The sequence below is a fragment of the Actinomadura meyerae genome (genome assembly GCF_900188445.1).
Classification (GTDB): domain Bacteria; phylum Actinomycetota; class Actinomycetes; order Streptosporangiales; family Streptosporangiaceae; genus Spirillospora; species Spirillospora meyerae.
On sequence record NZ_FZOR01000022.1, the window covers coordinates 96,581 to 108,471 of the forward strand.

Annotated in this window: 12 protein-coding genes; 7 read left to right on the forward strand and 5 right to left on the reverse strand. The window is 75.7% G+C overall.

Going from position 1 to position 11,891, the window contains the following annotated elements:
- Window positions 1-7 precede the first annotated feature (7 nt).
- Genes CHF16_RS22370 through CHF16_RS22380 form a run of 3 tightly spaced genes read right to left on the reverse strand, consistent with a single transcriptional unit; the run spans window position 8 to window position 3,973 of the window.
- Window positions 8-907: an alpha/beta hydrolase gene (locus tag CHF16_RS22370; protein WP_089328050.1), complete on the reverse strand. Its 900-nt coding sequence runs from the start codon at window positions 905-907 to the stop codon at window positions 8-10.
- Window positions 908-917: 10 nt separating this feature from the next.
- The gene (locus tag CHF16_RS22375) at window positions 918-1,808 is read right to left on the reverse strand and encodes a DMT family transporter (RefSeq protein WP_089328051.1); all 891 of its coding nucleotides are present in this window, start codon (window positions 1,806-1,808) and stop codon (window positions 918-920) included.
- Window positions 1,808-3,973: a bifunctional phosphatase PAP2/O-acyltransferase family protein gene (locus CHF16_RS22380; protein WP_089328052.1), complete on the reverse strand. Its 2,166-nt coding sequence runs from the start codon at window positions 3,971-3,973 to the stop codon at window positions 1,808-1,810. Before CHF16_RS22380 ends, CHF16_RS22375 begins: the two co-directional genes overlap by 1 nt.
- A 218-nt stretch (window positions 3,974-4,191) precedes the next feature.
- On the opposite strand from CHF16_RS22380, the gene pfkB reads away from it, so the two are divergent.
- The 7 genes from pfkB to CHF16_RS22415 all read left to right on the forward strand — a co-directional run bounded on the left by pfkB (window position 4,192) and on the right by CHF16_RS22415 (window position 9,371).
- Window positions 4,192-5,130 carry a 1-phosphofructokinase gene (gene pfkB / locus CHF16_RS22385; protein ID WP_089328053.1) on the forward strand — a complete coding sequence of 313 codons (939 nt, stop codon included), beginning with the start codon at window positions 4,192-4,194 and terminating at the stop codon, window positions 5,128-5,130.
- A gap of 55 nt (window positions 5,131-5,185) precedes the next feature.
- Window positions 5,186-6,343 carry a mannitol-specific PTS transporter subunit IIC gene (gene mtlA, locus CHF16_RS22390; protein ID WP_089328054.1) on the forward strand — a complete coding sequence of 386 codons (1,158 nt, stop codon included), beginning with the start codon at window positions 5,186-5,188 and terminating at the stop codon, window positions 6,341-6,343.
- 51 nt (window positions 6,344-6,394) lie between these two features.
- Complete coding sequence (locus tag CHF16_RS22395) at window positions 6,395-6,694, forward strand: PTS lactose transporter subunit IIB (RefSeq protein ID WP_089328055.1); 300 nt, start codon at window positions 6,395-6,397, stop codon at window positions 6,692-6,694.
- A complete protein-coding gene (locus CHF16_RS22400; protein ID WP_342750111.1) occupies window positions 6,678-7,196 on the forward strand; it encodes a PTS mannitol transporter subunit IIA in 519 nt (172 codons plus the stop codon). Before CHF16_RS22395 ends, CHF16_RS22400 begins: the two co-directional genes overlap by 17 nt.
- On the forward strand, window positions 7,193-8,233 hold the full coding sequence (locus CHF16_RS22405; RefSeq protein WP_089328057.1) for an alcohol dehydrogenase catalytic domain-containing protein: 1,041 nt from the start codon (window positions 7,193-7,195) through the stop codon (window positions 8,231-8,233). The genes CHF16_RS22400 and CHF16_RS22405 overlap by 4 nt, the downstream gene beginning before the upstream one ends.
- A 12-nt stretch (window positions 8,234-8,245) precedes the next feature.
- Entirely contained in the window at window positions 8,246-8,530 is a 285-nt protein-coding gene (locus CHF16_RS22410; protein ID WP_089328058.1) for an HPr family phosphocarrier protein, read from the forward strand.
- Between the two features lie 79 nt (window positions 8,531-8,609).
- Window positions 8,610-9,371: a DeoR/GlpR family DNA-binding transcription regulator gene (locus CHF16_RS22415; protein WP_089328059.1), complete on the forward strand. Its 762-nt coding sequence runs from the start codon at window positions 8,610-8,612 to the stop codon at window positions 9,369-9,371.
- A 97-nt stretch (window positions 9,372-9,468) separates the two neighbouring features.
- Here the strand turns inward: CHF16_RS22415 and CHF16_RS22420 are convergent, their stop codons facing one another.
- Entirely contained in the window at window positions 9,469-10,782 is a 1,314-nt protein-coding gene (locus CHF16_RS22420) for an ABC transporter substrate-binding protein (RefSeq protein WP_089328060.1), read from the reverse strand.
- Entirely contained in the window at window positions 10,703-11,887 is a 1,185-nt protein-coding gene (locus tag CHF16_RS22425) for a branched-chain amino acid ABC transporter permease (RefSeq protein WP_089328061.1), read from the reverse strand. The genes CHF16_RS22420 and CHF16_RS22425 overlap by 80 nt, the downstream gene beginning before the upstream one ends.
- Between the last annotated feature and the right edge of the window lie 4 nt (window positions 11,888-11,891).

Here is an 11,891-nt window from a genome sequence, read left to right on the forward strand (position 1 = left end):
GCCCCCGTCAGGAGCCGTCCAGGTGGTGCCCGAGGAAGGCGAGCTGGGCGCGCAGGCGGGACCGCCAGAAGGCGGCGTCGTGGCAGCCCCCCGCGACCGCGCCCGCCGGGCGCACGCGGTCCCGTAACCTGCGCGCCATGGCGGCGAACGGGTCGCTCGCGCCGCAGTCGACGCGGAGCGGGACGCCCTTCAGCGCGTCCAGGGCGGCGAACACGTCGTTGCGGGCGAAGTCGGCGGCGCCGTCGAACGCGCGCGGGTTGGCGGAGCGGGCGTCCTCGTACGAGGCGAACAGCGCCGGGGACGAGGCGACCGCGGCCGCCGTCCGGGCGGCGCCGAGCCGGCGGGTCAGGACGAGCGCGCCGTAGCCGCCCATCGACCATCCGACGACGCCGACGCGGCCGGTCCGGGCGCCGCGCTCGCGCAGGCGCGGCAGCAGCTCGTCCACGAGCATCCCGATGGGGTCGTCGCCGTTCGCGCGGGCGTGCCAGTAGGTGTCGGGGCCGCCGTCCACGGCGACGAGGGCGAACGGCGGGACGCCGCCGTTCGCGACGGCGTCCGGGAGGTAGCGGTCCAGGGCGAGGTGCGCGACCAGGCCCGCCCCGGTCTCGCCGCTGCCGTGCAGCGCGAGAACGACCGGCAGGCCGCGCAGGGAGCGGCCCGGCGCGGGCGGGACGACGGTGGCGGTGACGGCGGTGCGCCGGTGCGCGGACCGCCACGCCATCCGCTGGACGGCGACGGACGCGGCGGGCGGTGCGGGGACGTCCCCGCACCGGCCGAGCGCGCGGTCGAGGCGGACCTTGCCGGGGAGCACGCCGTTCTCCACGAGGGCGTATCCGGTGCCGCCCGTGGCCGCGGCGGCGCCGGCGCCGGCGAGCCCGCCGAGCAGGAGCGCGCGCCGGGTGATCATTTCGGGTCCTTCATGCCCCCGGGAGTGTAGGGGCCTCCTCGTGCCCGCGGGCGGCGTGCGCGGACCGGGAGAGCAACGCCACACCGGCGGTGAGCAGCAGCACGCTGAAGGAGACGGCGGTGAACGCCGAGGCGGTCCGGGGCGGCAGCGTCTCGAAGGCGAGGGCGGCGACCAGGTAGGACGCGATCGGGTTGGTCATCGTCATCGCGGTCATGGCGGCGGGCAGCGACCCGGCGGCGAACGCGCGCTGCTCCAGCACGAGCCCGAGCAGCGTGCTGCCCGCGAGCGCGTAGCCGGGCCAGTCCACGGCGGTGGCGGCGACGCCGCGGTCGACGAGGTCCGCGGTGGTCAGCTTGATCAGCACCGCGGTGGCGGCGAAGCACAGCCCGGCGCAGACGCCGAGCAGCGCGGCCCGGACCGGGCCCGCGCGCATCCAGGCGGCGCGGGACAGCAGCACGACGGCGGGCGCCGCGATCAGCCCGGCGAGCAGGATCCGCGGCCGGGACGGCTCGCCCTCGGGCGGGATCGCGCCCGGCACCGTGAACAGCACCGCGAGGCCCGCCGACACGGCGAGGCCGCCGAGCAGGTCCAGCCGCGCGGGGCGGCGCCCGGTGCCGACCGTGCCGAGCACGATGGTGAAGACGAGCTGCGTGACCAGCAGCGGCTGCACGATGGCCGTGGAGCCGAAGTGCAGCGCGACCGCCTGCGCGCAGAAGCCCGCCAGGTTCACCCCCCACCCGGTCAGCCACACCGGGTCGCGGACCAGCCGGCGGATCAGGCCGTGCGCGGCGCTCGCGTCCGAGCCGCCGTGCACCGCGCGCCGGGCGGCCCGGTACTGCAGCGCGGCGGCCGCGGCGAACAGGAACGCGGCGACGAGGCTGAAGCCGGCGGACCACGCCATCACGCCGTCCCGCTCTGCGCCCCGCTGCCCGCGCCGCTGCCGGCGCCGCCTCCCGCCGCCCCGCCCGCCGCACCGCCGCCCGCGCCCGCCGCGCCGACCGCGGCGGCCAGCCGCTCGAACGCCCGCAGGAGGCCGCCGGGGAACGCGGCCGCCTCGGGGAGCACCCGCGGCTCGGCGGTGACCGAGACGTGCAGCGACCCGTTCCAGCTCAGCGCGCCCACCGCGAACGGGACGCCGTCGGCGAGCGGCAGGATCGGGTGGACGTCGCCGAGCGGCGCGCCCGCGAGCGACATCGGCAGCGGCGGTCCCGGCATGTTGGACACGATCCCACCGAAGAACCCCGCACGGTAAGTGCCGCGTGCCGCGCGCGCGTGCAGCGGCGGGGGCAGCGCCCCCATCAGGCGCATCGCGGCGGTGCTCGCGGCGGTGCGGCCGGACCTGCGGCGCGGCTCGGCCGCCGCGTGCACCGCCGCCACCCGGTCGAGGACGGGCATCGGCCCCACGGGCACGTCGAGGCGGAGCGCGGCGGTGAGGTTGCCGGGCACGGCGGTGCGGCCGAGGCCGGGGGGCTCGGGGGCGCGCAGCGTCATCGGCACGGCGGCGCGCAGCGGCCGCCCGTCCGCGGGCTCGCCGCGCGCCGCCAGCACGTCCGCGACGACCTCGCCGACCAGGGCGAGGAGCACGTCGGTGATCCGCACCCCGGCGGCGCGGGCGACCGCGCGCACCCGGCCGAGCGGGAGCGTGGCGGTGCCGAAGGCGCGCTCGGGGCCGAGCGTCCCGGTGACGGCCGTGGTCCGGGCGGTCCCGTCCAGTCCGAGCAGGACCAGGCCGGGCAGGACGGCGGCGGCGCGGGCGAGCCCGCCGGGGCCGCGCGCCGGGGCCGCCTCCGGCAGGGCGGGCTCCAGGATGCCGCGCAGGATGTCGACGACGCCGATGCCGTCGGCGATGGCGTGGTGGAAGAGGATCACGATGGCGTCCGGGGCGTCCGGGCCGCGGCGGACGAGGCAGAACCGCCACAGCGGGCGCTCGTGGTCCAGCGGCTCGGCGACGAGGCGGGCGACGAGGCCGTCCAGCGCGCCGCGGCCCCCGCCGGGCGGCAGCCGCACCTCCTGGACGTGCCTGCGCAGGTCGACGGTACCGGCCTCGACCCAGCGCGGCCGCCGCAGCGCGCCGCCGGGCCGGACCCGCTGGGTGAGGCGCGGCAGCCGGGGCAGCCGCTCGGCGAGCAGGGCGCGCACCCGCTCGGCCGGCGGCGCGGGGCCCGCGAACTCGGCGACCCCGCCCACCACCTGCGGGACGTCCCGGCTCTCGACGTGCAGGAAGAAGGCGTCGGCGGCGGCCACCCGCTGCTCCCGCCGCGCCCGCCGGAGACCGTCCCGATGACGGCCCCCCATCAGGCGGCCCCCCGTCAGGCGGCCCCGCACCAGCCGGGCCCGCAGCGCCTCGGCGCCCGCGGCGGCGGGGACGAGCAGCAGCCCGCCCGGGATGTCGACGACGTAGTGCGCGGAGGTCGCGACGATCACCAGGGCGGTGACGGCCAGGTGCAGGCCGCAGAGCCAGGTGACGAACGGGCGGCACCGGGCCCGCAGGGCCGCCGCCCCGATCCACGCGACCCAGCCGATGTGCAGGCTCGGCATGGCCGCGTACGGGTTGGCGCCCGCGGACACGACCCCGGTGCCCCAGGTGGCGGGGGGATGGTGCAGCGCGATGATGTCGGTGTACCCCTCGCCCGGCAGCAGCCGCGGCGGCGTCGCCGGCCAGAGGGCGAAGCAGCAGATCGCGATCAGCGTCACCAGGATCAGCGTGTTGCGCGCCCAGGGGTAGGCGGGGCTGCGGCGCCACCACAGCCAGGCCAGGAATCCGAAGGTGCCGGCCACGTAGGTCGTCGCGTACTCCCACGCGGCGACCGCGCCCAGCCATCCGTGCCGGGCGAGGAACTCGTTCAGCGGGCGCTCGGCGTCCAGGCGCGCCCACCGCTCGAACTCCAGCAGGGCGCGGCCGTGCGCGTCGCTGACCGCGCGGTCCCCGCTGAAGGCGTGGGTGAAGACCAGGTAGACGACCAGGACGGCCAGCGCGGTGGCGATCTCCCGCGCGGCCGACGCGGCCCGTCCCCCGTCCTCGCCCGCCGCCGGCTCGGCCGCGCCGGGCGGCCCGCCCCGGTTCACGCCGTCACTCCCGCCTCGCGCATCGCTCCACCCCCTCAGATCATCCTCCCCACGATGGGGCTAGACGACCATGAACCCCCGCATCTCCTTCCCCGTCCCGGCCCCCGTCCCGCACGCCGGCGCCCCGGCCCCTTGACGGCGGCGCCAAACGGGCATAAATACAAGGGAAACAAAATCAAACGGAAAGGAAGCCACATGGTCCGGGGAACGGCGCACGCATGATCGTGACGGTGACGCTCAACCCGAGCCTCGACCGGACGATCGAGGTGGACGTGCTGGCCCGCGGCGCGGTCATCCGGGCCCGGTCCGCGCGGCTGGACCCGGGCGGCAAGGGGGTCAACGTGTCCCGGGCACTGCTCGCCAACGGGGTCGCCTCCACCGCCGTGGTCGCGGTGGGCGGCGCCGACGGCGACCAGCTGCACCGGCTGCTGGCCGCCGAGGGCATGCGGGTCCGCGCCGTCCGCGTCGCGGGACGCACCCGGTCCAACGTGACGATCGCCGAGCCCGGCGGTGTCGACACCAAGCTCAACGAGCCGGGCGGCCCGCTGTCGCCCGGCGAGCTGGACGAGCTCGCCGCGGCGGTCGCGGCCGAGGCGGGCGCGGCGAGCTGGGTGGTCGGCTGCGGCAGCCTCCCGCCGGGCGTCCCGGACGACACCTACGCCGCGCTGTGCCGCCGGTTCGCCCCGGACGGCGTCCGCGTCGCGGTCGACTCCAGCGGCGCGGCGCTGCGGGCCGCCGTCGCCGCCGGGCCCGACCTGATCAAGCCGAACCGGGAGGAGCTCGCCGAGGCGGCCGGCGGGGCGGTCGACACCGTCGCCGACGCCGTCGAGGCGGCCGGGGAGCTGCGGGCGCGGGGGGCCCGCACCGTCCTGGTCAGCCTGGGCGCGGAGGGCGCCGTGCTCGTCGACGACGACGGCGTCCGCACCGGCGAGGCGCCCGTCGCGCGCCCGCGCGGCACGGTCGGCGCCGGCGACGCCCTGCTCGCCGGGTTCCTCGCGGCCGGGGCCCGCGGGCCCGCCGCGCTCGCCGAGGCGCTCGCCTGGGGCGCGGCGGCGGTGCGGACCCCGGCCGGGCGCGTGCCCGGCCCGGCCGAGATCCGCCGCGACACCGTCCGCATCCATCCGCGGCCGGACCTGGCCCGGCCCCTACTCACCTGACGCCGGCTCACCCGACGGCCCGCAGTACCCACCCCCGATCGACAGGAGGCCCGAGATGGCCACCACGTACACACCGGAGCCCACCGGCACCGGCTTCCGGGCGCACGTCCAGCGCGTCGGCGGCAAGATGGCCGGGATGGTCATGCCGAACATCGGCGCGTTCATCGCCTGGGGCCTGATCACCGCGCTGTTCATCCCCACCGGCTGGCTCCCGAACAAGGAGCTCGGCGAGCTGGTCGACCCGATGATCAAATTCCTGCTGCCGCTGCTGATCGGCTACACCGGCGGCCGGATGGTGCACGGCCAGCGCGGCGCGGTGGTCGGCGCCGTCGCGACCGCCGGCATCGTCGTCGGCGCGGACGTGCCGATGTTCCTCGGCGCGATGATCATCGGCCCGCTCGCCGCGTACCTGCTGAAGCTGTTCGACGGGCTCGTCCAGGACCGCGTCCGCACCGGGTTCGAGATGCTCGTCGACAACTTCTCCGCCGGGATCATCGGCGGCGCCATGGCGGTCGCCGGCAACCGGGTGATCGGCCCGGTGATGAACACCTTCAGCGAGTGGGCCGGGGACGGCGTGAGCTGGCTCGTCGACCACGACGTGCTGCCGCTCACCTCCCTGCTGATCGAGCCCGCGAAGGTGCTGTTCCTCAACAACGCCGTCAACCACGGCGTGCTCGGCCCGCTCGGCGTGCAGCAGGCCGCCGAGAGCGGCAAGTCGGTGCTGTTCATGCTGGAGTCCAACCCCGGGCCGGGCCTCGGCGTGCTGCTCGCCTACTGGTTCTTCGGACCGCGCCGGCTGCGGCCGAGCGTCCCGGCGGCCGCCATCATCCACTTCTTCGGCGGCATCCACGAGATCTACTTCCCCTACATCCTGATGAAGCCGCGGATGATCCTCGCCGCGATGGCGGGCGGCATGACCGGCGTGGCTATCTTCGTGGCGACCGGCACCGGGCTCGTCGCGACGCCCTCCCCCGGCAGCATCTTCGCCTACCTCGCGCAGACCCCGCGCGGCGCCGGCAACTGGATCGGCGTCTACACCGGCCTGCTCGCGTCCGCCGCCGTGTCCTTCGGCGTCGGCGCCGCCCTGCTCGGCTTCGGCCGGCTCGCCGAGCCGAAGGAGGACGGGGCCGAGGACGAACTCAAGGAGGCCGAGAAGAGGACGGCCGAGAACAAGGCCGCCGGCGGGACCGCCAAGGAGGCCGCCGCGTCCTGAACCACCACCCCGTCCGATGGAGGGCACACCCACGATGAACGGCGAGGACAGATGAACGGCAAGGACATCCGCAAGCTCGTCATCGCCTGCGATGCCGGGATGGGCAGCAGCGTCATGCTCGCCGGGCAGCTCCGCAAGGCGCTGAAGAAGACCGACGTGACCGTCGAGCACACGCCCGTCGACGCGATCCCCGGCGACGCCGACGTGGTCGTCACCCACGCCGGGCTCGCCGACCGCGCCCGGCGCGGCGCCGGGGACGCCCCGGTCATCGCCTTCGAGGTCTACCTCGGCGACCCGGCCGTGGACCGGCTGGTCAAGGCGATCAAGGACGGCGGTGAGGTCGGTGCCTGACCGCGCCGCGGCCCTGCTGGCGCCGGAGGCGATCCGGCTGGACGCCCGCGCCGGGGACCGCGACGAGGCCGTCCGGGTCTGCGGGCGGGTCCTGGTGGACACCGGCGCCGTCGAGCCCGGCTACGTCGAGGCGATGCTGGAGCGGGAGCGCTCGGTCTCCACCTACCTCGGCGAGGGCGTGGCCATCCCGCACGGCACGAACGAGGGCCGCGGCCTCATCCGCCGCGACGCCCTCGCCGTCGTCCGGTTCCCGGAGGGGACCGACTGGAACGGCCATCCGGTGACCGTGTGCATCGCGATCGCCGCGCGGGGCGGCGGGCACATGGAGATCCTGGCCGAGCTGGCCGAGATCCTGATGGACCCCGTCCGGGCCCGCGCGCTGCGCGAGGCGGACGAGCCCGAGAAGGTCCTCGCCCTGCTCGCCCCGCGGGAAGAACACCCGCGGGAAGAACACCCGCAGTCAAGGCAGCACCGACCGACAGGACAAGGACACACCGTATGAAGGTCGCCCGTTTCTACGCTCCCGGCGACATCCGGCTGGAGGACGCGCCGGAGCCCTCGCCCGGCCCCGGCGAGCTGAAGATCCGCGTCCGGAACTGCTCCACCTGCGGGACCGACGTCAAGATCTCCCGCTTCGGGCACCACCACATCGTGCCGCCCCGGGTGATGGGCCACGAGATCGCCGGCGAGGTGGCCGAGGCCGGCGCGGGCGTCGCGGGCTGGGCGGCGGGCGACCGCGTCCAGGTCATCGCCGCCGTCCCGGACGGGACGTGCGCGGAGTGCCGGCGCGGCCGCCGGACCGTCTGCACCGCGCAGGAGTCGATGGGGTACCACTACGACGGCGGCTTCGCCGAGTACATGATCGTCCCGGCGAAGGTGCTCGCGGTGGACGGGGTCAACCGGATCCCCGGCGGCGTCTCGTTCGCCGAGGCGTCGGTGGCCGAGCCGCTCGCCTGCGTCCTCAACGGCCAGGAGCTGGCGCGGGTCGGCGAGGGCGACGACGTCGTGGTGTTCGGCTCCGGCCCGGTCGGCTGCCTGCACGTGCGGGTCGCGCGGGCCCGCGGCGCCGCCCGGGTGTTCCTCGTCGAGGTCAACGCCGAGCGGCTGCACCGGGCGGCCGCGCTGGTCAAGCCGGACGCCGCGATCGACGCGGGCGTCGCCGACCCGGTCGCGGAGGTCCTCGCGCGCACCGGCGGGCGCGGCGCCGACGTCGCGATCACCGCCGCCGCGTCCGGCGCCGCGCAGGAGCAGGCGCAGCGGCTGATGGCGCCGGGCGGGCGGGTCAGCCTGTTCGGCGGGCTGCCGAAGGACGACCCGCTGATCTCCGTGGACGCCAACCGCGTCCACTACCGGGAGCTGTCGCTGGTGGGCGCCAACGGGTCGAGCCCCGCGCACAACGCGCGCGCACTGGAACTGATCGGCTCCGGTCAGGTGCAGGTGGACGACCTCATCACCCACCGGCTCCCACTGGACGCGCTGCACGACGCCCTGGACCTGGTCACCCGGGGCGAGGCGATCAAGGTCACGATCGAACCCTGAAGGAGCAACGCCATGCCCGAACGCAGCGTCGTCATCGGCTCGGCGCAGGGCCTGCACGCGCGGCCCGCGCAGATCTTCGTGCGGACCGCCGCGCGGCAGCCCGTCCCGGTGTCCATCCGGGTCGGCGACCGCGCGCCCGTCCCGGCGAGCAGCATCCTCGGCGTGCTGTCGCTCGGCGCCGGGCCGGGGACGGAGGTGACGCTGTCGGCCGACGGCGACGGCGCCGCCGCGGCCCTGGACGAGCTGGCCGGCCTGCTCTCCCGCGACCTGGACGCCGAGGAGGCCGGCCGTGCGTGAGCCGCCGGGGGCGCGGCGGCCCGCCCGCACCCGCCACAATGGGGCGGGACGGGACTGACGCGGGACGGGTGGGACGGTCATGTACGCCGAGGAACGGCAGCAGGCGATCCTTGCGCTGGCGCGCTCGAAGGGCCGGGTGGACGTGGTCGCGCTGTCGGAGGAGTTCTCGGTCACGACCGAGACGATCCGCCGCGACCTGACCGTCCTGGAGCGCGCCGGGACGATCCGCCGGGTGCACGGCGGCGCGATGCCGGTGGAGCGGCTCGGGTTCGAGCCGGAGCTGGCGGCGCGGGACGCGGTGATGACCGAGGAGAAGCAGCGCATCGCGAAGGCGGCGCTGGACGAGCTGCCCGCCGAGGGGTCGATCATCGTGGACGCGGGCACGACCACGGCCCGGTTCGTCCAGCTGCTGCCGGCCGACCGCGAGCTGACCGTGATCGTGAACTCGCCGCCGCACGCCGCGGTGCTGGCCACCCGCGCCAACCTGACCGTGATCATCCTGGGCGGGCGGGTGCGCGGCCGGACGCTCGCCACGGTCGACGACTGGGTGCTGCGCCCGCTCGCCGACCTGTGGGTGGACGTGGCGTTCATGGCGACCAACGGCTGCTCGGTCGAGCGCGGGCTGACCACCTCCGACCAGGCGGAGGCGGCGGTGAAGCGGGCGATGATCGCCTCGTCCCGGCGCCGGGTGCTGCTCGCCGACCGCACCAAGATCGGGCACGACCACCTGGTGCGGTTCGGCGGGCTGTCCGACATCGACGTGCTCATCACCGACACCGGGCTGGACACCGACCTCGCCGCCGACCTCGCCGCCGCGGGGCCGGAGGTCGTCCGGGCCTAGCGGCCCCGGGCCCGCCGCGCGTGGCGGGGGCCCGATGCGGCGGGATGCCGCCGCCCCGGCGCCGCCGGAGCGGTCGCGCGGGGCGGCGGCGTACCCGTCAGCCGGCGGCGGGGACGCCGTTGGCGGGCGCCTGCGGCTGCGGCGTCGTGTAGGGCTGGATCGGCCCGTCGCCGTCGTCGGTGGTCAGCGGCTGGCCCTCGGGCACGACGTTCTCGCCCTGGATCTTGCCGATCACCGCGCCGGTGTACCCGGCGTGCGACTCCTTGCTGTAGGCGAAGGGGACGACGCCGGGCCCGGTGAAGTCGGACTTCTCCAGCGCCTCGACGAGGCTCTTGCGGGTCGGGTTCTTCCCGGCCGCCTGCAGCGCCTGCACGAAGGTGTAGGCGACCGACATCCCGTAGACGATGTTGCCGTTGAACGGCAGCTTCGGGATGTACTGCGCGTGGATCTTCTTGAACAGCTGCGTCCAGCTGTTGGAGTCGTCGCCGGGCGCCGCGAGGTACCCGTCGGTGATCATGCCCTGGATGAGCGGGCTGCCCTTGACCTCGGCGCCGCCCTTCTTGGCGAAGCTCTCCAGCAGCCCGGTGAGGGTGATCGGGTCGGATCCGACGTTGCTGACGACGAACGTGGGCTTGTAGTTCAGCTTCAGCGCCGCGAGCCGGAACAGCGCGGTGTAGGTGGGGATGCTGAACAGCACGACGACGTCGGCCTTGGACTGCGCGATCGCCTGGGCCTGCGCGCCGATGTCGGTGCTGCCCGGCTGGTAGGACTGGCGGGTGACCACGTCGGCCTTCGGGATGTACTTGTCGAGGCCCTTGACGCCGTCCTGGCCGAAGTCGTCGTTCTGGTAGAAGTAGGCGACCTTCTTGCCGGCGAACGTCTTCTTGATGTGGTCGCCGAGGATCTTGCCCTCGCGGATGTAGTCGACCTGCCAGCCGAACGTCTGCGGGTGCTTCTGCGGCTCGTCCCAGCAGCCGCAGCCGGACGCGACGAACAGGTCGGGCACGCGCTGGGCGTTGAGGTAGTCGACGACCTTGGAGTGGGTGGGCGTGCCCAGCCCGTTGAAGATCGCGAAGACCTTGTCCTGGAGGACGAGCTTCTGCGTCACGCTGACGGTCTGGGTCGGGTTGTAGGCGTCGTCCACGTACTTGTAGACGATCTTGCGGCCGTGCACGCCGCCGTTGGCGTTGACGTAGTCGAAGAACGCCTTGGACGCCGCGGAGTTGGCGCTGTATCCGGGCGCGGCGGGGCCGGTCAGCGGCTGGTGGCTGCCGATGGTGACGGTGGTGGCGGTGACGCCGGGCGCGGTCGAGCCGCCGCCGTCCCCGCCGTCACCGCCGCAGCCGCTCGCCGCGATCGCCAGGCTCGCCGCGGTCATCACGGCGAGCGCCCTGGTCCGCAATCGCTTCATCTGCTCCTCCTGGGTGCGTGGTGGTGGGCCCCGATGTGTCGGTCGATGCGGAACCGCGCGGCCCGGGAGCTCGGTCGCGCCATGCGTGCGCGCGGCGCCGGACGGCGCCGCCGATGCCGCGCAGCCCGCCCTGCAGGCCGCGCGGGAAGGCCAGCGTCACCACGATGAGGACGAGGCCGTAGACGGCGAGGGGCAGGTTGGAGGCGATGTTGTGCGAGAGGCCGGACGAGGACGTCAGGTCGGACGCCCACGTCGGCACGTACACCAGGATCAGCGCGCCCCACACGGCGCCGGCCAGGCTGCCGAGGCCGCCGATGATGATCGCGGCGATCAGCTGGAGGGAGAGCGTGAGGGGGAAGGCGCCCGGCGCGGCGAGCGTCGCGACGACCGCGAGCAGCCCGCCGCCGAGGCCGGCGCAGGCCGCCGAGACGACGGTCGCGGCGATCCGCAGCCGGGCGACCCGGACCCCGCTGAGCGCGGCGGCGATCTCGTCGTCGCGGCTGGCCCGCAGCGTCCGGCCGAACCGGCCGCGGGTGAGGTTGGCGAGCAGGAACAGCGTGACGACGGCGCCGAGGCAGGAGATCCACGCCTGCCAGCGCTCCAGCGGGAACGTCTCGCCGAGCGCCTCGGGCGGCACCGGCGGGACGAGCGTCAGCCCGTTCTGCCCGCCGAGCAGGTCGGTGAGCGGCTCGTAGTTGGCGAGGCCCGGCAGCCCCACCGCGAACGCGAGCGTGGCGCCCGCCAGGTACGGGCCGTGGAGCCGGGCGGCGACCGCGCCGACCAGCACGCCCGCGACGGCGGTGACGCCGGCCGCGGCGGCGAGGACGGCGGCGAGCGGCCAGCCCCAGTGCCCGATGACGAGCGCGGCCGTGTAGGCGCCGACCGCCATGAACGCGCCGTGCCCGAGCGAGATCTGCCCGCCGAGCCCGGTCAGCACGGTGAGGCCGGCGACCGCGCAGGTGAGGTAGGCGACCTGCGCGATCTGCAGGTCCCGGTAGGGGCCGACGGCGGTCGTCAGGACGTACAGGGCGGCGAGCGCGGCGAGGGCGCCGGCGGTGTGCCGCGTCAGCGTCGAGCGGCGCAGCAGGTTCAGGACGGTGTCCACCGCG